This is a genomic window from Methylobacterium mesophilicum, from assembly GCF_022179445.1.
GTDB lineage: Bacteria > Pseudomonadota > Alphaproteobacteria > Rhizobiales > Beijerinckiaceae > Methylobacterium > Methylobacterium mesophilicum.
Genome location: NZ_BPQU01000049.1, coordinates 1 through 25,140, shown reverse-complemented (window position 1 = coordinate 25,140; position 25,140 = coordinate 1). Strand labels below are relative to the sequence as shown.

General features: G+C 70.6%; 23 protein-coding genes. 12 read left to right on the top strand and 11 right to left on the bottom strand.

The features are described from left to right. Positions 1-164 precede the first annotated feature (164 nt). From MFF40_RS26590 to dksA, 3 genes are all read left to right on the top strand, one after another. A complete protein-coding gene (locus tag MFF40_RS26590; RefSeq protein WP_238262900.1) occupies positions 165-1,538 on the top strand; it encodes an MBOAT family O-acyltransferase in 1,374 nt (457 codons plus the stop codon). 2 nt (positions 1,539-1,540) lie between these two features. Further along, on the top strand, positions 1,541-2,557 hold the full coding sequence (locus tag MFF40_RS26585; protein ID WP_238262898.1) for a hypothetical protein: 1,017 nt from the start codon (positions 1,541-1,543) through the stop codon (positions 2,555-2,557). Between the two features lie 272 nt (positions 2,558-2,829). Continuing rightward, complete coding sequence (gene dksA / locus MFF40_RS26580; protein ID WP_050733124.1) at positions 2,830-3,249, top strand: RNA polymerase-binding protein DksA; 420 nt, start codon at positions 2,830-2,832, stop codon at positions 3,247-3,249. Between the two features lie 22 nt (positions 3,250-3,271). On the opposite strand, the gene MFF40_RS26575 is transcribed toward dksA, so the two are convergent. From MFF40_RS26575 to MFF40_RS26565, 3 genes are read right to left on the bottom strand one after another with little or no spacing between them, the layout of a single operon-like run. Further along, complete coding sequence (locus tag MFF40_RS26575; protein WP_238262896.1) at positions 3,272-4,990, bottom strand: TadE/TadG family type IV pilus assembly protein; 1,719 nt, start codon at positions 4,988-4,990, stop codon at positions 3,272-3,274. Continuing rightward, positions 4,974-5,621 carry a TadE/TadG family type IV pilus assembly protein gene (locus MFF40_RS26570; protein ID WP_147856094.1) on the bottom strand — a complete coding sequence of 216 codons (648 nt, stop codon included), beginning with the start codon at positions 5,619-5,621 and terminating at the stop codon, positions 4,974-4,976. Before MFF40_RS26570 ends, MFF40_RS26575 begins: the two co-directional genes overlap by 17 nt. Further along, positions 5,615-6,154, bottom strand: coding sequence for a TadE/TadG family type IV pilus assembly protein (locus MFF40_RS26565; RefSeq protein ID WP_238262894.1), 540 nt, complete (start codon positions 6,152-6,154; stop codon positions 5,615-5,617). The genes MFF40_RS26570 and MFF40_RS26565 overlap by 7 nt, the downstream gene beginning before the upstream one ends. Before the next feature lie 308 nt (positions 6,155-6,462). Here MFF40_RS26565 and MFF40_RS26560 point away from each other — a divergent pair, with 308 nt between their 5' ends. Together MFF40_RS26560 and MFF40_RS26555 are read left to right on the top strand one after the other, a co-directional pair. After that, positions 6,463-6,882, top strand: a complete 420-nt coding sequence (locus tag MFF40_RS26560) for a hypothetical protein (RefSeq protein WP_238262892.1) — start codon at positions 6,463-6,465, stop codon at positions 6,880-6,882. Beyond that, the gene (locus MFF40_RS26555; protein WP_147857601.1) at positions 6,879-7,349 is read left to right on the top strand and encodes a hypothetical protein; all 471 of its coding nucleotides are present in this window, start codon (positions 6,879-6,881) and stop codon (positions 7,347-7,349) included. Before MFF40_RS26560 ends, MFF40_RS26555 begins: the two co-directional genes overlap by 4 nt. Positions 7,350-7,352: 3 nt before the next feature. Here the strand turns inward: MFF40_RS26555 and MFF40_RS26550 are convergent, their stop codons facing one another. Next, positions 7,353-8,624 (bottom strand): NAD(P)/FAD-dependent oxidoreductase, encoded by a 1,272-nt coding sequence (locus tag MFF40_RS26550; protein WP_238262891.1) that lies wholly within the window; start codon positions 8,622-8,624, stop codon positions 7,353-7,355. Positions 8,625-8,774: 150 nt separating this feature from the next. On the opposite strand from MFF40_RS26550, the gene gltX reads away from it, so the two are divergent. Further along, on the top strand, positions 8,775-10,115 hold the full coding sequence (gene gltX / locus MFF40_RS26545; RefSeq protein WP_147855804.1) for a glutamate--tRNA ligase: 1,341 nt from the start codon (positions 8,775-8,777) through the stop codon (positions 10,113-10,115). 3 nt (positions 10,116-10,118) lie between these two features. On the opposite strand, the gene MFF40_RS26540 is transcribed toward gltX, so the two are convergent. The 5 genes from MFF40_RS26540 to MFF40_RS26520 all read right to left on the bottom strand — a co-directional run bounded on the left by MFF40_RS26540 (position 10,119) and on the right by MFF40_RS26520 (position 16,993). Beyond that, a complete protein-coding gene (locus tag MFF40_RS26540) occupies positions 10,119-11,405 on the bottom strand; it encodes a hemolysin family protein (RefSeq protein ID WP_147855803.1) in 1,287 nt (428 codons plus the stop codon). A gap of 298 nt (positions 11,406-11,703) precedes the next feature. Next, on the bottom strand, positions 11,704-12,471 hold the full coding sequence (locus tag MFF40_RS26535; RefSeq protein ID WP_147855802.1) for a class I SAM-dependent methyltransferase: 768 nt from the start codon (positions 12,469-12,471) through the stop codon (positions 11,704-11,706). Between the two features lie 10 nt (positions 12,472-12,481). Beyond that, positions 12,482-13,690: an MFS transporter gene (locus tag MFF40_RS26530; RefSeq protein ID WP_238262889.1), complete on the bottom strand. Its 1,209-nt coding sequence runs from the start codon at positions 13,688-13,690 to the stop codon at positions 12,482-12,484. 109 nt (positions 13,691-13,799) lie between these two features. Then, a complete protein-coding gene (locus tag MFF40_RS26525; RefSeq protein WP_238262887.1) occupies positions 13,800-15,860 on the bottom strand; it encodes an OmpA family protein in 2,061 nt (686 codons plus the stop codon). 77 nt (positions 15,861-15,937) lie between these two features. After that, positions 15,938-16,993, bottom strand: a complete 1,056-nt coding sequence (locus tag MFF40_RS26520; protein WP_147898708.1) for a DUF2865 domain-containing protein — start codon at positions 16,991-16,993, stop codon at positions 15,938-15,940. 158 nt (positions 16,994-17,151) lie between these two features. Between MFF40_RS26520 and MFF40_RS26515 the strand changes: the two genes are divergently transcribed. Continuing rightward, complete coding sequence (locus MFF40_RS26515; protein WP_187277912.1) at positions 17,152-17,667, top strand: CreA family protein; 516 nt, start codon at positions 17,152-17,154, stop codon at positions 17,665-17,667. Between the two features lie 22 nt (positions 17,668-17,689). Here the strand turns inward: MFF40_RS26515 and MFF40_RS26510 are convergent, their stop codons facing one another. After that, positions 17,690-18,034: a hypothetical protein gene (locus tag MFF40_RS26510; protein ID WP_147857165.1), complete on the bottom strand. Its 345-nt coding sequence runs from the start codon at positions 18,032-18,034 to the stop codon at positions 17,690-17,692. Between the two features lie 309 nt (positions 18,035-18,343). Here MFF40_RS26510 and cysS point away from each other — a divergent pair, with 309 nt between their 5' ends. Both cysS and MFF40_RS26500 read left to right on the top strand, forming a co-directional pair. Then, entirely contained in the window at positions 18,344-19,729 is a 1,386-nt protein-coding gene (gene cysS, locus MFF40_RS26505; protein ID WP_238262884.1) for a cysteine--tRNA ligase, read from the top strand. Positions 19,730-19,847: 118 nt separating this feature from the next. Continuing rightward, complete coding sequence (locus MFF40_RS26500; RefSeq protein ID WP_238262882.1) at positions 19,848-20,615, top strand: trypsin-like serine protease; 768 nt, start codon at positions 19,848-19,850, stop codon at positions 20,613-20,615. 88 nt (positions 20,616-20,703) lie between these two features. Here the strand turns inward: MFF40_RS26500 and ctrA are convergent, their stop codons facing one another. Continuing rightward, positions 20,704-21,405 (bottom strand): response regulator transcription factor CtrA, encoded by a 702-nt coding sequence (gene ctrA / locus MFF40_RS26495; RefSeq protein WP_147857559.1) that lies wholly within the window; start codon positions 21,403-21,405, stop codon positions 20,704-20,706. A 419-nt stretch (positions 21,406-21,824) separates the two neighbouring features. Here ctrA and fliI point away from each other — a divergent pair, with 419 nt between their 5' ends. The 3 genes from fliI (at position 21,825) to MFF40_RS26480 (ending at position 24,993) form a co-directional block, all read left to right on the top strand. Continuing rightward, on the top strand, positions 21,825-23,177 hold the full coding sequence (gene fliI, locus MFF40_RS26490) for a flagellar protein export ATPase FliI (RefSeq protein WP_147898705.1): 1,353 nt from the start codon (positions 21,825-21,827) through the stop codon (positions 23,175-23,177). A 149-nt stretch (positions 23,178-23,326) separates the two neighbouring features. Further along, the gene (gene fliJ, locus MFF40_RS26485; RefSeq protein WP_147855971.1) at positions 23,327-23,734 is read left to right on the top strand and encodes a flagellar export protein FliJ; all 408 of its coding nucleotides are present in this window, start codon (positions 23,327-23,329) and stop codon (positions 23,732-23,734) included. Between the two features lie 197 nt (positions 23,735-23,931). Continuing rightward, entirely contained in the window at positions 23,932-24,993 is a 1,062-nt protein-coding gene (locus MFF40_RS26480; protein ID WP_147855970.1) for a lysylphosphatidylglycerol synthase domain-containing protein, read from the top strand. Positions 24,994-25,140 lie beyond the last annotated feature (147 nt).

Below are 25,140 nucleotides of genomic sequence, written 5' to 3'. Positions count from 1 at the left end.
GTGAATCACGCAAAAGGCAACACCGAAATCCATTCCTTTCAAGCGATCGCCCTGGCGGGGTGAGCGTCGGCGATTGACGGGCCCGCCGCGATCCCCGACAAGGCGGGCGCCTCGCGCCCGGAGAGACCGGCGGCCCATCCTTCCCCTCCGCGCCGCCCCGCCCGATGCTGTTCAACTCCTTCGTCTTCCTCCTCGCCTTCCTGCCGGCCGCGCTGATCCTGCACGCGCTGGTGGAGCGCGCGGCGCCGGCCTGGCGGCTGCCGCTGCTGGTGGTCCTGTCGTTCGTGTTCTACGGGTGGTGGGATGTCCGGTTCGTGCCGCTGCTCGCCGGCTCGATCCTGGCGAATTGGTGCGTGGCGTGGGTCTATCGGCGCCGGCCCGGGCGCTGGCTGATCCCGGGGGCGATCGCGGCCAACCTGGCGTTGCTCGGGGTGTTCAAGTACCTCGACTTCTTCGCCGACCTCGCCAACCTGATCCCGGGCCTGGAGGCGCCGCGCCTCGGGCTGGCCCTGCCGCTCGGCATCTCGTTCTTCACCTTCCACCACATCATGTACCTCGCCGACCTGCGGGCCGGCCGGGCGCCGGCCTTCGGGCTGACCCGATACGCGCTCTACATCGCGTTCTTCCCGCAGGTTCTCGCCGGCCCGCTCGTGCGCTGGAGCGAGATCATGCACCAGTTCGACGAGCGGCCCTACGCGCGGCCCGACGCCACCGAGCGCTTCGCGCGCGGGCTGATGCTGCTCACGGTCGGTCTCGCCAAGAAGGTGTTTTTGGGCGATCCGCTCGCGGCTTACGTGAACCCGGTGTTCCAGGCGGCGGCCGCCGGCAAGGTCGTCACCGTCGCGGAGGCGTGGCAGGCGACCCTGGGCTTCACCTTCCAGATCTATTTCGACTTCTCCGGCTACACCGACATGGCGCTCGGCATCGCGCTGCTGTTCGGGTTGGTCCTGCCGCAGAATTTCGATGCGCCCTATCGCGCCACCTCGCTGCGTGACTTCTGGCGCCGCTGGCACATGACCCTGTCGCGGTTCCTGCGCGACTACCTCTACATCCCCATGGGCGGGAACCGGCGCGGCCTGCCGCGCCGGGTCGGGGCGCTGGCCGCCACCATGACGCTGGGCGGCCTGTGGCACGGGGCGGGCCTGACCTTCCTGGCCTGGGGCGCCCTGCACGGGCTCGGCCTCGGTGCCGGGCTCCTGGCCCGCCGGGCGCGCCTGAGCGTGCCGGTGCCGCTCGGCTGGCTGCTCACCAGCCTGTTCGTGATGCTGACCTGGGTGCTTTTCCGGGCGACGAGCTTCGAGGCGGCGCTCGTGATCTTCAAGGGCCTGTCCGGGCTCGCGCCCCACGGCTCGGGCTTCAAGTGGCGCACCATCGCGGTGGCGGCCCTGGTCGCCATGGTGGGCCCGACCGCCTGGGCGGCGGTGCACCGCCTGCCGCCCAGGCGCATCCTGGCCTTCGGTTTCGCGCTCCTGTTCGTCGTCGTCCTCCTGAAGATCGGGGACGATGCGAACTACGAGTTCATCTATTTCCAGTTCTGAGGATGGCGCTCGCTCACCCCCCACAGGATCGGGCCTGGCGCGCTTTCGTCCGTACCGTGCTGCTGGCGATGGTCGGGCTGTTTGCGGCCTATCTCGGCCTGGCGGTGCTGGTCGATCCCTACGATACCGGCCGCTCGACGCTCGTGTCCCGCGGCGCCGTCCGCCCGCAGGGCCCGCGCACCGCCTCGGCTGTGCGCGGCCGTGACCCGGCCTATGCGGGTGCTGTGATCGGCAATTCCCACATCCAGTTGATCGAGCCCGCTTCGCTGACCCGGCTCACCGGCATCCCGTTCGTGCAGCTGTCGGTGCCGGCCACCGGGCCGTCCGAGCAATTCGCGTTGCTGGATTGGTATCTGAAGCACCACGCCCGGCCCGAGGCGATCGTGCTGTCGGCCGATGCGTTCTGGTGCTCCGACGACCCGTCATTCCCGAGCGAGCACGGCTTCCCGTACTGGCTGCTCGGCGACTGGCAGGCTTATCTCAAGGGGCTGCTGCGCTTCACAGCCGCGCAGGAGACGATCAACCGCCTCGGCTGGCTCCTGAACCCGCGCCGCAAGCAGGCCGCGTCCGACGGCTGGTGGGATTACGAGCCGAACTACCTGAGCCAGGGGTTCGGCCGTGATCCGGCCAAGAAGGCGGCGCTGGAGCGGCCGGTCGGCCCCGAGGCCGAGCCGCACCACGGCGGGCCGTTCCCGGTGGCCGACCGGTTGCGCGCCGAACTGGCTCGGATCCCGCCCAGGACCGCCGTGGTGGTGGTGTTTCCGCCGGTCTACGCCCGCGCCGAGCCGCCGGCCGGGAGCCCGCGGGCTGCGGCCGAGGCGGCTTGTCGCGCCGAAGTCCGATCGGCGCTCGCCGTTCATCCGCTGAATACGGTCATCGATGGACGTGCCGGGCGACCGGACGCCGGCAATCCGGATCTGTTTTTCGATCAAACTCACTATCGGCTGCCGCTCGCCCGAGCGTTGACGGACGAGATTGCCGCCGCGATCGTTCACCTGCGGACGTTTTCGGCGGACTAAGCCCGGCCGTCCCGTCCCGGATACCGGAACAGGGTGATGCGCTCGGCCCTTGATTTTCCAACACCTTTTTTGAAATGCCGGCCACCAGCTTTGAACTGGACGCTCTAGACCGTGGCTTGTTTGCCGCAGGGGGCCACGCATTCGAGACAACATCCAAGCCCTGCAACGCTGCGCGTTGTCGCGATTAAGCACCTCGACTATACGGCACCTCACGTTATCGCCGCACACCGGCCATCCCCTGGTGGGCGGTTACGATCCAGCGAGGGTGACGCATGGCGAAGGTGACGCTGGAGGACGGCTACGTCCCGTCCGACGACGAGCCCTTCATGAACGACCGGCAGCGTGAGTACTTCCGGCGCAAGCTCCTGAGCTGGAAGAGCGACATCCTGCGTGAGGCGCAGGATACGCTCGTCGCGCTGCAGAGCGAGAACGAGAACCACCCCGATCTCGCCGACCGAGCCTCCTCGGAGACCGACCGGGCGATCGAGCTGCGGGCGCGCGACCGCCAGCGCAAGTTGACCGGCAAGATCGACGCGGCGCTCGCCCGCCTCGAGGACGGGTCCTACGGCTTCTGCGAGGAGACCGGCGAGCCGATCTCGCTCCGCCGCCTCGATGCCCGGCCGATCGCCACCCTGTCGCTCGAAGCCCAGGAGCGGCACGAGCGCCGGGAGAAGGTGTATCGGGACGATTGAGGGGGCGGTTCGGATCCCGAACTTACTGCGTCAGCCGCAGCGCGCCGATGCTCGCCCGGATCTGCTGGAACGCCTTGATCAGGTCGTCCGACGTGTTGGCCAGGTAGAACTGGCCCGGATTCGTCGCGCAGTTTTTCAGGAGCGTCTGTCCCGCGGCGTCGATCGGGTCGGCCGGGACGCTGAAGCCGATCGTGTAGATCGAGATGTTGACCGCCTTCGCGTTCTTGCAGGCTTCCGCGGTGAGGGCGTCGAGCGCGTTGCGGGCGCCGGCGGCGTCCGAGACGTTCTGGTTGGTGGCGGGCAACCGGCCGTTCGGGTTGGTGCCGTTGGCGTTCTGGAAATAGCCGGCGGCGAAGTAGAGCGACCCGTTGGGCGCGTTCGAGTTGGCCGTCCAGCTGTTCTCGCCGTCGGTCATCAGGATGATGATCTTGTTGATCGTCGTCGCGTTCGAGCTGTTGGAACTCGACGCGTAGGCGGCGGGCGGGTTCGTGTCGGCGAAGACGCTCTTCGGCGAGAGCGTCCGCCAGCCCCACATGAAGCCCTCGTGGATGTTGGTTGCACCCAGCGGTGCCATCTGGCCGATCAGGGTCTTGAGCGCGCTGGTGTTGCTCGTGAGCCGTAGGAGCGGCTGGGTCGTGCATCCGAAATTCGGCCCGCTGGGGATGCCCGTCTTGGTATTCAGCGACGTCGGCGCAGCGTTCTGCGGTTTGACGTATTTGCACGCCTGGCCTTCGGCAGTGTTGAAAGACGTTCCGCTCGCGAGCGGCGGGCAGTTGCCGTTGTCGTCATCGATGTAGCTGTTGAAGCTGTAATAGGTCGTGTACTTGTTTACTGAATATGCTGCGAAGGTCGTGCTGGAATCGCCCGGCTCATCGGGGGCGAACAGCGGCACGAAGTAGGAATCCTTGTTGCCGATGGTCGGCGCGCCGTCCTGGACGTTGAGCGGGTAGGGCAGGGTTTCGAGGCAGCCGCCCCAACCCCAGCCGGAATAGACGCCCTGGAGCTTGGCGAAGATGTCGAACCGGCTCTTGAAGTTCGATACGGCAGGCTGGAGGACGTTGGTCCAGTGGTAGCTGGACTGCCCGGTCTGGTCGATCCAGGATGCGTACCGGAAGGCGGTCGGATCGACCGCCACGGCGCCGGCGAACGGCACGATCGAGATCCGCGTCGCGCTGGAGAAGGCCGCGTTGGTGTAGACGTAGTTGACGAAGTCGGTGGCTGCGCTCTGCACCGCCTGGAGCTTCGACTGGCCGCCGCTCGACGCGGACATCGAGCCGGTGTTGTCGAGGACCAGCGCGATCTCGAAGGTCTTGGGCAGCGGCGTGGCGCATTGGGCGGTGGCGCCCGGGTTGATGCGGTTCGTCCCCGTGACCTTGCCGAAGAACACCGTCGAGAGCTTGTGGGCGGTCAGGGTGATCTGGCGCGGGTTGCTGGTGATCGTGAGAGGATCGACCACGAGGTTGGCCACCCCCATGGCGCCGGTCATCGCCGCCTGGGCTTTCAGGTTGAGGTCGGCGTTCGATGTGGTGAGCGGCGTCTGGCACAGGAGCAGCGCCGTGGCGTCGGTCGCGGCCTGCAGCTTGGTCTCGAGCCGGGTCGCGAAGCCGTAATCGATGGCCGCGCCCGTGAACATCAGCATCGGTACGCTCAGGAAGGCGAACAGGACCGCGACGTTGCCGCCGCGTCCCTGCGCGAAGCCGAGCCACCCTGGCCGGCTGGCGCGATCAGAGTAACGGGGCATCGCATGCCTTCTGGGTGGTGCCCGGTAGGATGACCTCGGTGTAGGTGTTCGACCCGTAGGTCGTGCCGCCGCGGGTCGGCCACGGGACGGAGGCCGAGAGGGTGATCGTGTTGCCGACGCCCTTGACCAGCTTGACCAGGGCCGAGCCGATCATCGGCGTGTAGCTGATGCTGACTTCGGCCAGCACGTAGCGCATCCCAGAGGTCTGGTAGCCCGCCGGTACGAGCAGGTCGGTGGCGGTGCCGGCGGCCCGGGGCTTGGCGTTGGCGTTGGCGACGCTGGAGCAGACCTGCGGGACCAGGTTCAGTCGCTTGAGATCGACACCCATCGCGCTGACCACGATCTGGACGGTGCTGGTGTCGAACGGGCGCATCACCTTTGCGGCGGAGGCGACGATGTCGGTCATCAGCGGCGTGCCGATCGGGTTCTGCGTGTCGCCTTGGGCGGTGAGGTCGGCCACGGTGCGGGCGAGCAGGGTCAGCTTGCGCCACTCGTCGATGGCGTGGGCGATCTCGGTCATGCCGGCCCAGATCGACAGCAGCACCGGCAGGATCACGGCGAATTCCACCAGCGCGCTGGCCCGCCGGTCCCGGCGCAGCGCGGCCGCCTTGCGTGCGAGGGACCTCAGCACGGGCTCGTCCCGGTGATCTGATAGGGCTCCGTGCGGAACACCGCCGTCGACGTGAGCAGGCTGGATCCGGCCCCGGCGCCGGTGGTGAACTGTCGGGTGCCGAGACCCATCAGGTTGAACAGGGTCGGGAACTGCACCGCCGCGGTCACGATCACGATCGTGCCCGGCTTGGCGCAGGCGTAGTTCGTGCCGAAGCTGGTGTTCCACGTGCCCGTCGCGGCATTGATCGGCGTCGCCGCGCTGGCGCCGGCGAGCGTACTGGCGGTGGCGACGTCGATCTTGATGTTCTGGCAGTTGAAGATTGTCGGGATGGTGCCGGCGCCGGTGCCGCACATCGTCGTCTTCAGCGAGCCCAGCAGGGTGGCGGCGTCGGTCTGGCCGGCGTTGGCGGCCTGGAATTGCCCGGTGAAGATCGTCCGGACCGCGTTCTGCAGGGCGCGATCGAAGTTCTGGGTGGCCCAGATCTGGAAGGCGATCTGGAAGACGGCGCCGACCAGCGCCAGGAACGGCAGGGCCACCAACGCGAACTCCACCGCGGCCGCCCCGCCCGCATCCCGCAAAAAACGGTTCGAGAGGCAACCTGAGGTAGGTTTCGTTTCGGGTATTATTTGTACTCGCCGAGACATGGAGTCAAACTGCCGCTCGAAGACCAGCACATGTCCAGATGTGTAACTAATGATTTTCGAAAAGCTTAATGCGACCAAGAAGATCGCTGCGGAAGCAGATATTCTACTAAAGGTTGCATAAAAAGGCCGGGATGCGGCTGCCCAGGCGAGGGCCGCCATTGATTCCGGGCCGCCCGGCGCCACTTCGTCGGCGGCGCGCCCGGCCGGAGAACCACATGACATTCCCCAGGACAGCCGCGCGCCTCGCCGGGCTGATCGCGGTCCTCGCGCTCGCCGGCTGCGGCGACGCCCCGAAGCCGGGGCCGGCGGGTCCGCCCGGGCCCAAGGGCGACCAGGGACCGCCGGGTCCACAGGGCCCGCCGGGGCTGAACGGCGCCACCGGCGCGCGCGGCCCCGCGGGGGATCGTGGCATCGAAGGCGCCACCGGGCCTGCCGGGCCGCCGATGAACGCGCTTGTGCGCCTCGACGTCGCCTGCCACCGCGACGAGGACCTGATCGGCGCCTATTGCCGGGGCATGGCGGTGGTGCCGTCCGTGACCGTCACCGACGGCATCGCCACGGTCGGCTGCCTCGACATGACCGCCAAGGCCGCCAAGGATGCCCAGCCGGTGGCCGTCTGCATGAGGAAGCCGTGAGACGTCTCGCCCTCGCATTGCTGATCGCATCGGCCGCCTCCGGCGCCGATGCGCAGCCGTTCCTGCCCACGGAACGGGCCGCGATCGACCTCGTGCGCACGCGGCAGACGGAAAGTCTGGCGACGGTGGACCGGATCCTCGCCTATGCCGAGCGCGCCACCGGCGGCGCCTTCACGCGCGGCGGCTACCGGGTCGTGCGCCGCCCCGGGGAGCCCTTCGCCCGGGTGCAGATCTGCTACCGGCTCGGCATCGATCCGCCGACCTGCGGCCTCGACTACCGCGTCACCGTCGACCCGCCCCATGTCGAGCCGGCCGAACGCTACGACGGCCTGGCCCGGGACCTGGAACACGGCCCGCGGGCGTTCCTGCGCGCGCTCGCCCGGGAGGCCGATCTCCAGCGCCAGCCGGCGGCCCTGCGGCAGATCCGGGCGGCCCTGGAGCCGTACGATCCCTACGACTGGCGCTGAGCGTCACAGCAGGCGCGGCCAGCCCAGCAGGCGCTGGGGCGCGAAGGGCGCGACCGGGACCGCGGGGGTCCGGCCGGTGGCGAGGTCGGCCACGATCTCGCCGGTGATCGGCCCGGTGGACAGGCCGATATGGCCGTGGCCGAACGCAAACAGCAGGCCCGTGTGGCGCGGCGCCGGGCCGATCACCGGCATGCCGTCCGGGGTGGACGGGCGCGAGCCGAGCCAGGGCTCGTTGTCGAGGGGGCCGCCGAGACGCAGGGTCTCCCCCGCCTCGCGGGAGGCCGCCTCGATCTGGGTGTGGTCCGGGGCGGCGTCGCGGGCGTTGAGTTCGACGCCCGACAGCACCCGCACCCGGTGATCGCCCATCGGCGACAGGATCGAGCCCGCACCCGTGTCGAGCACGGGGCGGGTCAGGGGCGAGCTGTCCGGGTGCAGGGCGTAGTGACGATGGTAGCCGCGCTCGGCCGCGACCGCGAAACGGTAGCCCAGACTTCTCGCGATCGACCCGGAGGCGGCGCCCGCCGCCAGCACGACCTGCCTGGACCGCACCGCGCCGGTCTCGTGGATGACGCGCCAGCCCTCGGCCTCCGGCGACAGGCTTTCGACGCTGCCGCGCAGCCGCCTTCCGCCCAGGCCGGCGAACAGCGCCTCGCAGGCCTCGATCAGGCGGCCGGGCTCGCGCACCGATCCGGTCTCGGTGAGCAGCATCGCCCGGGCGTAGGGGCGCACCAGGGCGGGCTCCAGATCGCGGATCCCCGCCGTGTCGAGGATGTCGAACGCCACCCCGTGCCCGGACAGGATCTCCCGCTCCAGCGCGGCGGCCTCGAAGGCGGCCTCGGTGCGGTAGGCCTTGATCCAACCGGTCCGCTGCAGCCGCTCGCTGGTGCCGGCCCTCGCGGCCAGCCGTTCATGGGCCGGGTAGGCGGCGCTCGTCAGCGGCAGCAGGGCGGCGGCGGCCCGGCGCCAGCGCGAGGCCCGGGCGCTCGCCAGGAAATGCGCCGTGTAGGGGAGGATCCGCGGCAGGTGGGCGTAGCGCAGGCGCAGGCCCCGGTCGGCGTTGCGCAGGTAGGCCGGGAGCTTGCCCCACAGGGCCGGGCTCGACATCGGCAGGATCGAGCCGCGGCTGACCACGCCGGCATTGCCGTAGGAGGTCCGGGCCCGGGCCTCGCCGGGATCGCACAGGACCACGTCGAGGCCGCGATCCTTGAGCGCGATGGCGCAGGCCAGCCCGACCATCCCGCCGCCGACCACCACGATATCGGCCGTCTCGTCCATCAAGCTCATCCCGCTCAGCGCCAAGCGTGGCGTTCTGACGGGTTTTGCCGGCGCTGTGTAGCGGGCCGAAGGCGGGGCCACGGGCGGTTCGCGTCACCCATGCGCGAAGGGACGCGCAAAACCGCCCGCAGATCGGCTACAGAGCGGATCATGACGCTCGTCCGCTTCGCTCCCTCGCCCACCGGCTACCTGCATATCGGCAACGCCCGCCCGGCTCTGCTCAACGCGCTGTTCGCGCGCAAGGCGGGCGGCCGCTTCCTGCTGCGCCTCGACGACACCGACGCCGAGCGCTCGACCGAAACGTTCGCCGGGGCGATCCAGGAGGATCTCGCCTGGCTCGGCATCACCTGGGACCTGTTCGCCCGCCAGAGCGACCGCAAGGTCCAGCACGACGCCGCCGCCGACACCTTGCGCGCGGCGGGGCGGCTCTATCCCTGCTACGAGACGCAGGAGGAGCTCGAGCGCCGGCGCAAGCGCCAACTCGGCCGCGGCCAGCCGCCGATCTACGACCGGGCGGCGCTGCAGCTCACCGCCGAGGACCGCGCCGCCCTGGAGGCGGAGGGCCGCCGGCCGCATTGGCGCTTCCTGCTGGAGGCGCGGACCGTGAACTGGGACGACCTCGTGCGCGGGCCGGCGCATGTCGATTGCGCGTCGCTGTCTGACCCGGTGCTGATCCGCGCCAACGGCAGCTACCTCTACACGCTGCCCTCCGTGGTGGACGATGCCGACCTCGGCATCACCCACGTGATCCGCGGCGAGGACCACGTCACCAACACCGGCGTGCAGGTGCAGATCTTCGAGGCGCTCGGCGCCACGGTCCCGGTCTTCGGCCACCACAACCTGCTGACCACCGCGGACGGGGAGGGGCTGTCGAAACGGCTCGGCCACCTGTCGCTGCGCGGCCTGCGCGAGGCCGGATACGAGCCGGCGGCCGTGCGCTCGCTGGCGGTGCTGACCGGCTCGGCCGAATCCGTGCGGGCGGTGCCCGACCTCGACACGCTGGCGAGCCTCGTCGATCTCGGCGAGATCTCCCGGGCGCCGGCCCGGTTCGACCCCACCGAACTCGACGGGCTCAACGCCCGCCTCGTCCACGCCATGCCGTACGCCGAGGTCGCCCCGCGCCTCACCGCCCTCGGCATCCCGGCCGAGACGGCGGAGGCGTTCTGGCGGGCGGTGCAGCCCAATCTCGGCCGGGTCTCGGAGGCGGGCGACTGGTGGCGCGTGGTGACCGGTCCGATCGATCCGGTCCTCACCGAGGAGGCCGTGATCGCGGCGGCCCGCGAGACGCTGCCGCCGGAGCCGTTCGGCCCCGAGACCTGGAGAGCCTGGACCACAGAGATCCGCAGCCGCACCGGCGCGAAGGGGCGGGCGCTTTTCATGCCGCTGCGCCTCGCGCTCACCGGGCTGGAGCATGGGCCGGACCTCGCCGGGCTGCTGCCGCTGATCGGCCGCGAACGGGCGGCACGTCGCCTCGCCGGCGAGGCGGCGTAGCGCCTACTCCACCTCCGGCTCTTCGAGCCGCGTCGCCAGCAGCTTGTCCACGCGGCGGCCGTCGAGATCCACCACCTCGAAGCGCCAGCCGGCGATGTCGCAGGTCTCGCCGGTCTCCGGCAGGCGCTGGAACGCCGCGATGACGAGGCCGGCGGCCGTGGCGTAGTCGCGTGAGGGCGGTAGGCGCAGGCCGAGCTGGTCGGCCATCTCGTCGGCCGGCATCGACCCGGCGATCAGCCAGGACCCGTCCGGGCGGCGCACCGCGTCCGGCTCCACGGATTCGGAGTGGAATGCGCCCGCGATGGCATCGAGGATGTCGGCGGGGGTCACGAGCCCGTCGAAATGGCCGTACTCATCGTGGACCAGGGCCATCGGCACGGTACCCTTGCGCAGGGCGTCCAGGGCATCGAGCGCGTCCAGGGTATCGGGCAGCACCGGGGCCCGGCGGACATGCGCCCGCAGGTCCAGGGGCTCGCCCCGGGAGAGCGGGCCGATCAGGTCGCGCACCTGCACGACGCCGATCATCGCGTCCGGCCCGCCATCGGCCACCGGCAGCCGGGCATGGGGGCTCGCCAGCAGGCGCGCCCGGATGGTCTCGGGGTCGTCCGAGAGGTCGAGCCACACGACCTCGGTGCGCGGGGTCATGACGCCGCGCACCAGCCGGTCGCCGAGCCGCAGCACGCCGGAGATCATCGCGCGCTCGCCACCCTCGATGATCCCGGCCGTCTCGGCCTCGGCCACGAGGCTGCGGATCTCCTCCTCGGTGACGGCGCTCGCGCTCTCGGTCTCCTGGCCGATCAGGCGGAACACCGCCCGGGTCGAGGCGTCGAGCAGCCACACCGCCGGCAGGGCCGCCCGGGCGACGAGGCGCATGCCGGGCGCCACCGCGCAGGCGATCCCCTCGGGGTTGCGCAGGGCAAGGTGCTTCGGGACCAACTCGCCGATGATCACCGACAGGTAGGTGATCACCCCGATCACCAGCGTGTAGCCCAGCGTGTCGGCCCAGCCCTTCGGCAGGCCGAGGTCGATCAGCGTCAGCGCCAGGCGGTCGCCCAGCGCCGCCCCCGAGACGACGCCCGACAGGATGCCGATCAGCGTGATGCCGATCTGGACCGTGGAGAGGAAGCGTCCCGGCTCCTCGGCGAGCGCCAGGGCCGCCTTCGCCCCCGGCCGGCGGGCATCCGCGTACGCGCGCAGACGGCTCTTGCGCGACGAGACCACCGCCAGCTCGGAGAGAGCGAAGACGCCGTTCAGCGCGATCAGCAGGACGACGGTGACGAGCTCGAGCAGGCGGGCTTGCAGAGCCGCGATCCCGCAGCGCGGGCCGGGCTTCCTCTGATGACACGGCTTTTCAACATGGGGCCGGGGGCCGGACCGTTCAACGGCTAAGCCTTCGACAGAGCTTCAGAGCGTGATTGGTCCGTTCGTCCGACCTTCGCCCTGAAGCGCTCGCGCCAGCGGGCCTCGAAGGATGCCTCCCGGGATCGCGCGGGTTCTGGAGGGCTCCTTCGAGGGCGACGCTACCTCAAGGTGAGGGCGCGCTTGGGACAATCGTCCTTCGACCGAGATCGCGACGTAGAACAGGTTCTCAGCGCGGGCGCGCCTCGATCAGCACGGAATCCAGCAGGAAGCTGCCGTCGGCCTCGATGGCAAAATGCGCGGCGATTTCGACCGGCGCCGAGCCCTGGAGGGCGCGGATCGCCGCGACGTTGACCTCCGGCGTGCGCATCCGGGCGATCCAGCTCGCGAATTCCATTCGCGGCCGGTAGGCTCGCGTGTCGCCCGGGACGAGGCCGGCCGTCTCCAGCATCGCGCGCCATTCCGAGACCCGGTAGTCGCGCACATGCGAGGGATCGCGCAGCAGCTCCACCGCCTGGAGGTGGGTGTCGAGCAGGGGCTCCTCCGGCGCGACGATATCGCAGACCACGAACAGGCCGTCCGGCGCCAGCACCCGGCGCGCCTCCGCCAGGGCGGCGGGGACGTCGCGCCAGTGGTGGGCGCTGTAGCGGGTCAGCACCGCGTCGAAGGCGGCGTCCGGGAAAGGCAGCGCCTCGGCGGCGCCCTGGCGGGTCTCGATCCGGTCGAGGCCGCGCCGTTCGGCCTCGGCGGTGACCGCCGCCAGCATCTCGGCGGAGAGGTCGTAGGCCGTGACCGAAGCCCCCGCCGCCGCCGCCGCGAACGCCACGTGGCCGCCGCCGCAGCCGAGATCGAGCACCGACGCGCCTTGCAGTCCGCGAACGAGAGCGCCGATCCGGTCCAGGTCGGCGCCGACGGCATGGACCGCGCTCGTCACGTAGGCCGAGGCCTGGGCGCCGAACTGATCGACGACGTGGCCGGAATGGGTGCGCGTACTCATCACGAAGTCCTCAGCTCGGCAGCGGCGCCAGGCGCGAGAGCCGAATCGCGATGGCGAGGGCCAGACCGTAGAGGGTGCCCACGAACAGCACCACGCCGGTCCAGCCGGAATGCGCGAAGAACCAGCCGCCCGCGGTGCCGAGCACCGACGAGCCCAGGTAGTACAGGCACAGGTAGATCGAGGAGGCCTGGGCCCGGTCGCGGAGCGCCCGCCGGCCGACCCAGCTGCTCGCCACCGAATGCGCGCCGAAGAAGCCGATCGTCACGACCACGATCCCGGCGACGATCAGCAGCAGGTTGTCGGCCGCCGTCATCAGGATCCCGACCAGCCCGACCCCGGTGGCGACCCACAGCACCCGCCGCCGGCCGAACCGGCTCGCCAACTCGCCGGTGACCGGGCTGCTCACCATGCCGGCAATGTAGACGGAAAAGATCAGGCCGATCACCGTCTGGCTCAGGGAGAACGGCGGATCGAGCAGGCGGAAGCCGATGTAATTGTAGATGCAGACGAAGCCGCCCATCAGCAGGACCGCCTCGGCGAACAGCCACGGCAGCCCGGCGTCGCGGACATGGTGGCCGAAGGAGCCCGGCACGTCGCGCCAGGCCATCCGGCGCGGCACGAAGTTGCGCGCGGGCGGCAGCCAGCGCCAGAACGCGAAGGCCGCGACGAGGGCGAGCCCGCCGATCGTGGCGAGGCCGATCCGCCAGTTCATGTGGTCGGCCATCACGCCGCTGATCAGCCGGCCGGACATGCCCCCCAGCGCGTTGCCGCCGACCAGGAGCCCCATCGAGAGGCCGATCGCCTGCGTGTCCATCTCCTCGGCGAGATAGGCCATCGCCACCGCGGGCAGGCCGCTCGCGGTCAAGCCGGAGAGCGCCCGCAGGACTAGGAACCCGTGCCAGCCCGGCACCAGGGCGGCCACGATGGTCAGCACCGCGGACGCGAACAGAGAGGCGAGCATCACCGGCTTGCGGCCCCAGATCTCCGAGAGCGGGCTCACCACCAGGAGCGCCACCGCCAGCAACCCGCAGGGGAGGGACAAAGCGAGGCTGCTCTCGGCCGGCGAGACGCCGAACGCATCCGAAAAAATCGGCAGCAGCGGTTGCACCGCGTAGAGCACCGCGAAGGTCGAGAACCCGGCCGCCGCCAGCGCCAGCGCGGTGCGGCGGAACACCGGCGTCCCCGACCGGATCAGCCGCCCGTTGTCGTCGCTCTCCATGAACCGTCCCGCGCCGCCAGCTTCGCCCGGTGGTGGGACGCGTGAGCCATGACGTCAACCGCGGCGGGCGCATCGTTCCGGCCCGACGCGGTCAATGGCGTCAGTCCGCTCAGCGCGGCGGCGGAGCCCCCTGCGCCGTCCCCTGCTGCAGCAGCGGCGTGATCCGCCGGACCGTGACGCGGCGGTTCTCCCGGGCGGCGTTCTGCGTGTTCACCTTCAGGTACTGCTCGCCGTAGCCCTGGGTGGTGAGGTTCTCCGGCGGGACCTGGAACTGCTGGGTCAGCACCGTCGCCACCGACTGCGCCCGGCGGTCCGACAGGGACAGGTTGTCGATGTCGGACCCCACCGCGTCGGTGTAGCCTTCGATCAAAAAGACCTCCTGCGGGTTGGCGCGGATCGCCCGGTTGATCGCCGCGGCGATCACCGACAGCCGGGCCGCCTGGTCCGGCGTCACCGTGAACGAGGCCGTGTCGAAGGTGATCGTGTCGATGTCCACCGAGCGCATCCGGGCGCGCAGGTCCGGGCTGTAGCGGACCTGGTCCAGGGTGTAGCGGCGGTCCACGGCGACCACAGGCGGGGCCGTCAGCGCCTCGTAGACTGCGCCCTCGTCCGCCTGCTCGTACTCCACCACGTACCGGTCGCGGGGGATGCGGATGTCGGGGGGGGGCAGCACGACCACGTCGTCGTAGATCGGGCGCGGCGGGCCGGCGTAGCTGTTGTCGATGATCACCACCTCGCGGCCGTCGCGGAAGCGGCGGTAGCGGCGCAGCATCCGCCCGTCGTCGTCCGTGACGGTGACGATCTGCTCGCCGCCCGGCCGGTCGATGAAGCTGTAGAAGTCGGCGCCCCGCCGCTCGGAGCGGAAGCCGCGCGGGTCGAGGTCCCGGAACCGCTCGTTCTCGTCGTGACGGATCAGGTAGCCGTCGCGGTCGCGGACGATGATGCGGCCGGGCTCCCGGTAGTACGTCCGGCCGCCCTCGCTGAACTCACGCCGGTCGCGGCGGACCTGGTCGTAGTCGCGCACGTCGTCGTCCGCGCGGAAGCCGCCGGGGACGTAGCCGGGCTGGCCCGGCGCGTTGAACACGCCGCGCGCCGCCGGACCGCCGGCGGGCGGCTGGCCCGGTTGCGCACCGGGGGGCGGGGGCGGGACAGGCGCGCCCGGCGCCTGTCCGGGCGGCTGCACGGGACGGCCGGGCACCCCCGGCGCCATGTTGGGCGGCATCGGTCGTCCCGGCTCCGCACCGGGCTGCTGAGAATCGAGGCGCTGCACCGGACGGCCGGGTACGCCGGGCGCCGTATTGGGCGGGGCAGGGCGTCCGGGCTCGGCGCCGGGCTGTGCGTCCGGGCGCTGGACCGGACGGCCCGGCGCGCCGGGCGCGGCGTTGGGCGGCGGCGGTGCCGCGCCGGGCCCGCCGGGACGCTGGGTCGGGGCCTCGCGGTCGGGAGCGCCCTCACGGCGCTGCGCTGGGTTATCCGGCGCGCCCCCGGGGGGGGCGCGGTCCTGATCCAGCCCCCGGCGATTGCGATCGGGGCCGCGCTGCGGTTGCTCCGGTGCGTCCGGCGCCGGACGGTCCTGATCCCGCAGGCGGCGGTCCTGATCGGGCCCGCGCTGCGGCTGCACCGGACGTTCGGGATCCCCCCGCTGCGCGGGCGACGGATCGCGCTGCGCGGGCGGCCGGTCGGGATTGCCGCGGTCCGGCCCGGGACGATCGGGCGCGCGCTTCTGGTCCGGCACCGGACGCTCGGGTGCCGCGCGGTCCCGGCTGTCCGGCTGGCGATCCGGTTGCCGCTCCTGCGCGGGCGGCCGCGGCGCGGGCCGCTGCTCGGGGGCACGCTCCCGCGGGGGCGGCTCGGCCTGGGGCTGCCGCTGGGCCGGCGGCTCGGGACGCTCGCGCGGCGGCGGGGCGCGCTCGGGACGCGGCTCGGGGCGCTCGCGCGCGGCGGGCGGCGGGCCGGGCGGCGGGGCCGGACGCTCCTGCGGCGGCCGCTCGGGCCGCGGGCCGCCATGAGGTGGCTCGCCGCCGCCGCGCGGGCCGCGCTCGTCCGGGCCGCGCTCGGCCGGGCCACCTTGGGCCAGGAGCATCGGGCTCGGGGATGCGCCCGCGGGCTGCGTCAGGGTCAGGCCCGGGAGCACCGTGCCGGTGAGAAGGATCAGTCGCAGCAGCCGCATCGGAGCCTCGTATCGGATCGAGCCGACCCGAACCCGATGCGCGGCGTATGGTTCCGCCCCGGCCGCTCAAGACTCCGTCAGGGCGTGAGGCGCTGGGGCACCGCGATCATGTCCGGGGCGATGATCCGCACGGCCACGTGGTCGGGCTTCACGACACTCGGCTGAGCCGCGTCGGCTTTGCCGCCCGCCGCGCCGGCGCCCATCTCGACCCCGGCCCGCCCGGCCGCGTCGGCGGCGAGTTCGGCCGCAGTCCGGTCGGCCCGGCCGACCAGGGTCAGGCGTACCTTGGGACGCGACAGGGCCTCGGCCTGCATGGGCGTGACGAAGATGTCGCCCTTGTGCCGCACCAGCATGCTCTCGGCCTTCACGAGGGACTGCGCCCAGGTCTGGTTCTGAGGTTTGCAGGAGCAGTTCGGGACGAATTCCTTGCGGAACTTGAACGCGTTGGCGAGGCTCGCATAGGCGCGGCTGCCCTTCACCGAGGCAGCGTGCTTCAGCGCCTCGTCGCCGTACGGCATGGAGTAGGCCTGCGCCTCGGTGCCGGGGCAGAGCGCCTGGCACATCTCGTCCGCGCCGCCGCGCCCCTCGGGCAGGTTGCGCATCGGGAAGAAGCCGCCATCGCAGGTGCGCACGCAGACCATCTGCGGGCCGCCCTTGGCGTAGCTCTCGCCGCTCGCCGCATAGGTTTCCCGGGCCGGACAGTTGGCGGCGACCAGGCCCTGCAGCTCGCGCTTGCGGGCGCCGCTGTCGTCGAACACAGCGCCGCCATAGGTGGCCTTGAGCGCGCGGATGCGCTGCTCGACGGCGCCGCACTGGGGCGGGCGCGTGTCGAAGAACAGGAACTTGCCGCCCTCGCAGTTCAGGCCGCGGAAATAGGCTTCCAGCCGCCCGATCTCGTCGTTGAGCGCCCGCGTGGTGCTGGCCCCCGTCTGGACGGAGGCGAGTTCCGCCCGGTAACGCCGGCAGGTGGGCGAGGGCAGTTGCGGCGTGCCGGACCGCGGCTCGCCGACGACGGGCGGACCGGCCGGCGCGTCCTGCGCCCGGGCCGTGTCGAGGCTGAGGGACAGACCGCACGCCAGCGCCGCGCTCAGGATGAGGCGGCCGAGCGAACGGACGATCGGGCGGTCAAGCATCGGCTGCATCGCGTGATCGGGAATGCCGTGGTCCCCTCGGTCTGGCGCTGTTCTGCCCCGGCCTCGGGACCGAAGCAGCTTGACTGTACGCCCCCTCGTAAGCGGGTGACACCCCTCCTACATCCGGGCCGCGTGCTTGAGCAGGGAATTGACCCGTGATGTGGTTTCGGAGTCTCACCTATGTTGGGTTGGTTGCCCTCGGCCTGTCGGCGGCCGGACCCGCTTCGGCCGAAGAGCCGGACCGGATCTTTTCCAAATCCACGGTCTGGCGACCGCTGACGCCCAACGACAAGCTGGTGGTCTACGGCATCGACGACCCGGCCGTGTCGGGGGTCGCCTGCTGGTATACGCAGCCTGAGAAGGGCGGCATCAAGGGGACGCTCGGCCTGGCCGAGGACGTCTCCGACATCTCGCTGGCCTGCCGCCAGACCGGGCCGATCGCCTTCAAGGGCAAGCTGAGCCAGGGCGAGGTCGTGTTCAGCGAGCGGCGTTCGCTGATCTTCAAGTCGATGCAGATCGTGCGCGGCTGTGATGCCCAGCGCAACACGCTGATCTACATGGTCTATTCCGACAAGGTCGTGCAGGGTTCGCCGAAGAACTCGACCTCGGCGGTGCCGCTGGCGCCCTGGGGCACGGAGCCGGCGCCGAAATGCTCGGAGTTCGTGAAGAGCTGACGACGGACTGCCGGGGCGCCGTTCAGTCCCGGCAGGTGATGCGGATCGGGCGCTCGGTCGGGGTCGCGATCGGCTGTTCGATCGCGCCGGTATATTCGTCGGCGGCCGCGATCCCGTACGTGTTGGCGGCGGCGTAGCCCTGCGCTTCGCACCACGCGTTGGCGACGACCTGGCCGCACTCGCTGCCGGGGGTCGTCAGGCAATCGCCGACGCCGTAGCCGTCGCTCGACGGGATCAGGAAGGTCTTCTCGACATGGGCCGGCACTTTCGCGGGCGTCTCGCCGTCGCTGCCGGCGAACGCGCCCTGCGCCAGGCCGGCCGTGGCCAGGGCGGCGATGACGAAGTAACCAACGGCCGTGCGTCGCATGGATCGTCCTTGGGCACAGGATCTTGAGGTTGCGGAGCTTGGTCCGGACGGTCCGACGGCGCGGTTAAGGAAGGCTTACCCGCCGCTTGCGCGGACCATCTCGAATTCCTCACGCTTTTGCGTTAGCCCCATCGGGCGGGCGGCACCGTCGCCGCAGTGCAACAGCGAACCGCCGCGGCGGTACCCGAGCCGTCACGGTTCGGCCGCTCTTCGCGGCGCAGCGCCCGCAGGTCGTTGAAGGCAGGGCCGGTTTTCCGGCGACGGCGCGGCGCCGGGATTCGGCCGCGGCGCCGGAAGGGGATGAGTTTCATGGCGCCGATGTTGCGGCTCTACAACACGCTCAGCGGTGCCAAGGAGGCGTTCGCGCCGATCGATCCCGCCCAGGTGCGGATGTATGCCTGCGGCCCGACGGTCTACGACGCGGCCCATATCGGCAACGCGCGCCCGATCATCGTCTTCGACCTGCTGTTCCGGCTGCTGCGCCACCTCTACGGGCCGGCGCATGTGACCTACGCCCGCAACGTCACGGACGTGGACGACAAGATCAACGCCCGCGCGGCCGAGCGCGGCATCTCCATCCGGGAACTCACCGACGGCACGCTCGCGCAGTTCCACCGGGACATCCGCGACCTCGGCGTCCTCGGTCCCGAGGATGTGAACGATCCGGGCGCGCCGCCCCGCTTCATCGAGCCCCGCGCCACCGATCACATCGCCGAGATGCGCACGATGATCGACGCGCTGGTGGCCGGGGGGCACGCCTACGTGGCGGAGGGGCACGTGCTGTTCGACGTGCCGGCCATGCCCGAGTACGGCCGCCTCTCGAAGCGGCCCCTCGACGAGATGGAGGCCGGCGCCCGGGTCGAGGTCGCGCCCTACAAGCGCTCGCCCCTCGACTTCGTGCTGTGGAAGCCGTCGAAGCCCGGCGAGCCGTCCTGGCCGTCGCCCGCCGGCATCGCCGAGCCCGGCAGGCCCGGCTGGCACATCGAGTGCTCCGCCATGTCGGCCAAGCACCTCGGCAAGACCTTCGACATCCACGCCGGCGGGATCGACCTGATCTTCCCCCACCACGAGAACGAGGTGGCGCAGTCGCGCTGCTGCTTCGGGACGCCCGTGATGGCCAATGTCTGGCTGCACAACGGCTTCCTCCAGGTGGAGGGGGAGAAGATGTCCAAGTCGCTGGGCAACTTCATCACCATCCGCGACGTGCTGAACGACTGGCCCGGCGAGGTCGTGCGCCTGACCATGCTCAAGACGCACTACCGGCAGCCGATCGACTGGACCCTGCGCGGGCTCGAGGAATCGAGCCGGGTGCTCGACCGCTGGTACAACGCCGCCGGAGACGAACCGGCCGCCGAAACCGCGCCCGGCACGGTGGTCGAGGCGCTCTGCGACGACCTCAACACCCCGGCGGCGATCAACGCGCTGCACGCACTCACCGACGACGGATCGACCCTGCGGGCCGGCGCGAACCTGTTCGGCCTGCTCGCCCGCACCCGCAGCGCCCGCGAGCAGGATCAGGTCGCGGCGTCCGGGGTCGACGTGCCCGCCGTCGAGGCGCTGATCGCGGAGCGCAAGGCCGCCCGCGCGGCCAAGGACTGGGCCGCCTCGGACCGCGCCCGGGACGCGCTGGCCGCCATGGGCGTGTCGGTGAAGGACAACAAGGACGGGACCAGCACCTGGACCGTGGCGGGCTGATCACGCGATCCGGCCGGCGCCAACGTGGTCGTCGCGGCGACCGCGTCCTCTCGCCCGCTTGCGCCGGGTCGCCCTTGCCGCATCTCTGGAGCGGGGCTTGAGGCAGCAGGGTTCGCGCGTGACCAGATCGAGGACCATCGGAACGCGGCTCGCCGGGGCCGGATTCACCTGTGCGGTGGGGCTCGGCCTGGCCTTGCCGGCCGCCGCCATCGACGGCGGGGCGCCCGCGGGGCGGGACGCCCTGGCGCAGGCCACCGTCGCCATCGGCACCATCACCCAGCCCGAGGAGGCGCTGCGGCTCACGCGCTGCACCGGGATCCTGATCGCCCCGGATCTCGTGCTCACCGCGGCGCATTGCGTGAACGGCGATCCGCTCGGCGCCCTCGTTGTGTTCTTCCGCGGCACCGAGCCGGCGCGTCCGGTCTACGGCGCCCGGGTCGCCGCCCGCTACAGCCCCGATCCCGGCGAGATGCTGCCGAACGCGGCGCCCGACGTGAGCCTCGCCGACCTGTCCCTCGACCTCGCAGTCCTGCGCCTGACCGAGCCGGTGCGCGACCGGCGCCCGGTGCCGCTCGCGGCCGATCCCCGGCGCTTGCCCAAAAGCCTGCGGATCGCGGGGGCCGGCCTGTCCGGGCGGGGCGTCGGGCGCCTGCGCACCGCGACCCTGACGCCGGTCGCGGCCAGCAACACCGGCCTGACCATCGCCCGGGCGAACGGCGCCCGGATCTGCTTCGGCGATTCCGGTGGCCCGGTCGTCGCGCAGGATCGCGGCGGGACCTATGTCTGGGGCGTCGCCAGCGCGGTGATCACCCGGACCGCCCCGTGCGGCGGCTACGTGGTCGTGGCGCCGGCGGCCCAAGTCTTCTCCGCGACCGGGGTCCGGTAGCGCCGAACCGGTAAGTCCAAAAAAAAGCGAAAACCCCGCGCGGCCGAGCCGCACGGGGTTTTTCGAGGGTGGCGGTGATCCGGGTGGATCAGACCGCCATGCGCTCTTCGGCGTCCATCGGCTCGCGCAGCACGTAGCCGCGGCCCCAGACGGTCTCGATGTAGTTCTTGCCCTGGCTGGCGTTGGCGAGCTTCTTGCGCAGCTTGCAGATGAACACGTCGATGATCTTCAGTTCCGGCTCGTCCATGCCACCGTAGAGATGGTTGAGGAACATCTCCTTGGTGAGCGTCGTGCCCTTCCGCAGCGAGAGGAGTTCCAGCATCTGGTACTCCTTGCCGGTGAGGTGGACCCGGGCGCCGCCGACCTCGACGGTCTTCTGGTCGAGGTTCACGATCAGGTCGGCGGTGGTGATCACAGACTGGGCGTGGCCCTTCGACCGGCGCACGATGGCGTGGATGCGGGCGACCAGCTCGTCCTTGTGGAACGGCTTGGTGAGGTAGTCGTCGGCCCCGAAGCCCAGACCCTTCACCTTGTCCTCGATCCCGGCCATGCCGGAGAGGATCAGGATCGGCGTCTTCACCTTCGCCACGCGCAGGTTGCGCAGCACCTCGTAGCCCGACATGTCGGGCAGATTCAGGTCGAGGAGGATGATGTCGTAATCGTAGAGCTTGCCGAGGTCTATGCCCTCTTCGCCCAAGTCGGTCGTATAGGTGTTGAAGTTCTCGGACTTGAGCATCAACTCGATGCTCTGCGCTGTCGCGCTATCGTCCTCGATCAGAAGTACCCGCATCGTCGGTCCCCAGCCCAGCCGGCCGCATCAGCGCGCAGACACGTCCCCACCGACACCCGCCACCGGCCTGTGGACGGGCGCTCCGTCGCTCTTGACGTGGAACGCTATGGATTAATCGTTAACAAAACCTGATTCCCACCCGCAAGCGTCTCGTTCACCGAGCCCCGAGCTTGGCGGGAGGAACCAGGTCCCTCCACCCCCGCCCGGGGCCGTGATTCCGCTCCGTTCGCGACCGGTCCGCCCACGCGCTTGGACGTAAGTGTCTCCCCCGTAACGACCCGGTCCCGGCTGTGACCCTGCGGCCACAGACGCACGACTTCGTGAAGTCCGGCTGGCGCCGGAGCCCGGACCGAGCCGCTACGAGCCCGATGACCGCAGTGTTAAGGAGGCCGGTAAACGAAGCGTTGAGAGCCACGCCGATGACACAGGATCCGGCAAGGTCCGTTACCAGTCTCGCCGCGGCCCAGGCCGCCCTCGACCGCGTCGAGGTGCTGGAGACGTTCGGCCGGGTCGTGGCGATCCGCGGCCTGCTGGTCGAGGTCGCCGGCCCGGTGGCGGCCATGCGGCTCGGCGGCCGGATCGACGTGGAAGGCGCCAACGGCCTCGGTCTGGTGCCGTGCGAGATCATCGGTTTCCAGGGCGACCGCGCTCTGGCGATGCCGTTCGGGTCCCTGGAGGGCGTCCGCCGGGGCTGCCCAGCTTACGTGCGCGACGAATCGGCCGGAGCCATTCGCCCCTGCGCCGCCTGGCTCGGCCGGGTGGTCGACGCCCTGGGCCGGCCCGTGGACGGGCTCGGACCCCTGCCGCAGGGGCCGGATGTCTATTCGCTCCGCGCCGACCCGCCCCCCGCCCACGCCCGCACCCGGGTCGGCGGCCCGCTGGATCTCGGGGTCCGGTGCATCAACACCTTTCTGACCATGTGCGCCGGCCAGCGGATGGGCATCTTCGCCGGCTCCGGCGTCGGCAAGTCGGTGCTGCTGTCGATGCTCGCCCGCTACACCGCCGCCGACGTGGCGGTGATCGGCCTCGTGGGCGAGCGCGGCCGCGAGGTTCAGGAGTTTTTGCAGGACGACCTCGGCGCCGCCGGCCTCGCCCGCTCGGTGGTGGTGGTGGCGACCTCCGACGAGCCGGCGCTCATGCGCCGCAACGCCGCCTACGTGACCCTTTCGGTGGCCGAGCACTTCCGCGATCAGGGCGCGAAAGTGCTGTGCATGATCGATTCGATCACCCGCTTCGCCATGGCCCAGCGCGATATCGGCCTCGCGGCGGGCGAGCCGCCCACCGCCAAGGGCTACACCCCGACGGTCTTCTCCGAGCTGCCGCGCCTGCTGGAGCGCGCGGGACCCGGCGTCGGCCTCGGCACGATCTCGGCGTTGTTCACCGTGCTGGTCGAGGGCGACGACCACAACGAGCCGGTGGCGGATGCGGTCCGCGGCATCCTGGACGGGCACATCGTCATGGAACGGGCCATCGCCGAGCGCGGGCGCTATCCGGCGATCAACGTGCTGCGCTCGGTCTCCCGGACGATGCCGCGCTCCTGCGATCCGGCGTACCTGCCGATCGTGCGCCGGGCGCGCCGGGTGCTCTCCACCTACGCCGACATGGAGGAGTTGATCCGCTTGGGCGCCTACCGGGCGGGCGCATCCCAGGAGGTCGACGAGGCCGTGGCGCTCATGCCTCAGCTTGAGGCTTTTCTGGGGCAGGGTAAGGAAGAAGCAACGTCCATCGGCGATGGTTACGCACGGCTTAGCCAGATCGTCGGCATAGCCTAGGCATCATGCAGCGAAGCGGTAACCGCTTGGGTGTATTCGATGATGCGGAACTAGGGTCTGAGCAGGTTCGCGTTCGCGATCCTGTTTGGGGCATGGCCCGGGCATGGTCCTTGGCGCGGCCCTGAGCGTTGCGTGGAGTGAGCGTCCCAATGAAATCGCGTGACACGCTGATCCGGCTGCGTCGCTTCCAGGTTGATGAGAAGCGGCGGCGTGTGACCCAGATCGAGATGATGATGGCGGACTTCCAGCGCATGGCGGTGGAACTCGACCGCGAGGTCGCCGTCGAGGAGGCGCGCGCGGGCATCACCGATGTCGGCCATTTCGCCTACCCGACCTACGCCCGCGCCGCCGCCGGCCGACGGGACAACATGCGCCAGTCCGCTCAGGCGCTCGAAGGCCAGCTGGCCGAGGCCAAGGCCGAGCTCGGCGAGGCGTTCGAGGAACTCAAGAAGGTCGAGATCCTGAACGACCGCGAGCGTACCGCGGAGCGCGCCGCGGAGGCGGTCCGGGACCAGGCCGCGATGGACGGAATCGGGCTCAACCGCGCCCGGGGCTGACGCGCTCGCCGGCCGCACGCGCACCCACGCGTTGCATCCTCTTCTGCGGCTCGCTCGCAGCGTCCGTGTGTGATGTGTCGGCAACGCGGCACGAAACCGTCACGATCACCTGACAAGGGAAATCGGGATGGCCTCGATCCGCTTGCGGCGCGTTGCATGGCGGCGCATCAGGGGCTCTCCCCGGGGCGTCGGTGTACATGAAGAAGCTCAGCGATTTCATCTGGCCGTTGATCGGCCTCGCAGCGGTCGTGATATCGGGCTATTTCCTCTATCAAGAGTTGAAGACGACATCGCTGGCGGCGATCTGGTCCGCGATCCTGGCGATCCCGCCCCACCGGATCCTGCTCGCAGCACTCTCGACCCTCGTGGCCTACGCCGCGCTCGCCTGGTACGATCGGATCGCCCTGTTGCACCTGGGCGTGCACCACATCTCGTGGCTGTTCGTCTCTCTCTGCTCCTTCACCACCTACGCCCTGTCGCACAACATCGGCGCGTCGGTGTTCTCCGGCGCCTTGGTGCGCTACCGGGCCTACACGGCCAAGGGCCTCTCCGCCGCGCAGGTCGCCGTGCTGGTGGCCCTGTGCTCCTTCACGTTCTTCCTCGGCACGATCCTGCTCGGCGGCTTCACCCTGGTGGTGGATCCGAACCTGCTGACGCGCCTCGAGGGCAGGCTCCCCGGCTTCCTCACCGACCCCAAGACCGCCCTGGTGGTCGGCTTCGGCATGCTGGGCTTCGTGGCCCTGTACGTGCTCGGCTCGATCCTGCACATGCGGCCGCTGCACATCCGCGCGTTCAAGCTGGAATATCCCCGCCCCGGCATCATGGCCCGCCAACTGCTGGCGGCACCGCTGGAGCTTCTGGGCGCGGCCGGCATCATCTACTTCGCGCTGCCGGATGCGATGAACCCCGGCTTCATCCCGGTGCTCGCGATCTTCCTGGCCTCGTTCTCGGTGGCGCTCGCCTCGCATGCCCCCGGCGGCCTAGGCGTGTTCGAGATCGTGTTCATCACCGCGATGCACATCACCGACGACGCCCAGAAGGACGCGATCATCGCGGCGGTGATCATCTTCCGGATCTTCTACTTCTGGATCCCGGCGCTGATTTCGGTGATCGTCGTGGTGCTCTTCGAACGCTCCCGCCTCGCCGCCGCCATCGGTTCGCCCGCCGCGGTGCCTTCGACCGTGCCGGAGCCCCCGGTGGTCGTGCCCGGGCTCGACGCGCACGAACTGGAGCGCGAGCTGAAGCAGAAGGCGGTCTGAAGCGGGGCCTTCCGCGCAGCGGCGACCGGATCCACACTTCTTTCCCGAACGCCAAGGTTCGGAAAGAAAGCTGCTTTTCCCCTTTCCCTTGCGGCAGGGCTATCGCATTTGGCTGATGAGGCTGAGCAAGTATGTGTCGTTCCATGC

Bases quoted from the DNA above. Each gene is read 5' to 3' on its own strand.
- fliJ (WP_147855971.1), top strand. From the start codon at position 23,327: ATGAAATCGCGTGACACGCTGATCCGGCTGCGTCGCTTCCAGGTTGAT.
- MFF40_RS26480 (WP_147855970.1), top strand. From the start codon at position 23,932: ATGAAGAAGCTCAGCGATTTCATCTGGCCGTTGATCGGCCTCGCAGCG.
- MFF40_RS26560 (WP_238262892.1), top strand. From the start codon at position 6,463: ATGACATTCCCCAGGACAGCCGCGCGCCTCGCCGGGCTGATCGCGGTC.
- ctrA (WP_147857559.1), bottom strand. From the start codon at position 21,405: ATGCGGGTACTTCTGATCGAGGACGATAGCGCGACAGCGCAGAGCATC.
- MFF40_RS26530 (WP_238262889.1), bottom strand. From the start codon at position 13,690: ATGGAGAGCGACGACAACGGGCGGCTGATCCGGTCGGGGACGCCGGTG.
- MFF40_RS26585 (WP_238262898.1), top strand. From the start codon at position 1,541: ATGGCGCTCGCTCACCCCCCACAGGATCGGGCCTGGCGCGCTTTCGTC.
- cysS (WP_238262884.1), top strand. From the start codon at position 18,344: ATGGCGCCGATGTTGCGGCTCTACAACACGCTCAGCGGTGCCAAGGAG.
- dksA (WP_050733124.1), top strand. From the start codon at position 2,830: ATGGCGAAGGTGACGCTGGAGGACGGCTACGTCCCGTCCGACGACGAG.
- MFF40_RS26575 (WP_238262896.1), bottom strand. From the start codon at position 4,990: ATGCCCCGTTACTCTGATCGCGCCAGCCGGCCAGGGTGGCTCGGCTTC.
- MFF40_RS26510 (WP_147857165.1), bottom strand. From the start codon at position 18,034: ATGCGACGCACGGCCGTTGGTTACTTCGTCATCGCCGCCCTGGCCACG.
- MFF40_RS26520 (WP_147898708.1), bottom strand. From the start codon at position 16,993: ATGCTTGACCGCCCGATCGTCCGTTCGCTCGGCCGCCTCATCCTGAGC.
- MFF40_RS26550 (WP_238262891.1), bottom strand. From the start codon at position 8,624: ATGGACGAGACGGCCGATATCGTGGTGGTCGGCGGCGGGATGGTCGGG.
- MFF40_RS26525 (WP_238262887.1), bottom strand. From the start codon at position 15,860: ATGCGGCTGCTGCGACTGATCCTTCTCACCGGCACGGTGCTCCCGGGC.
- MFF40_RS26515 (WP_187277912.1), top strand. From the start codon at position 17,152: ATGTGGTTTCGGAGTCTCACCTATGTTGGGTTGGTTGCCCTCGGCCTG.
- fliI (WP_147898705.1), top strand. From the start codon at position 21,825: ATGACACAGGATCCGGCAAGGTCCGTTACCAGTCTCGCCGCGGCCCAG.
- MFF40_RS26590 (WP_238262900.1), top strand. From the start codon at position 165: ATGCTGTTCAACTCCTTCGTCTTCCTCCTCGCCTTCCTGCCGGCCGCG.
- MFF40_RS26535 (WP_147855802.1), bottom strand. From the start codon at position 12,471: ATGAGTACGCGCACCCATTCCGGCCACGTCGTCGATCAGTTCGGCGCC.
- gltX (WP_147855804.1), top strand. From the start codon at position 8,775: ATGACGCTCGTCCGCTTCGCTCCCTCGCCCACCGGCTACCTGCATATC.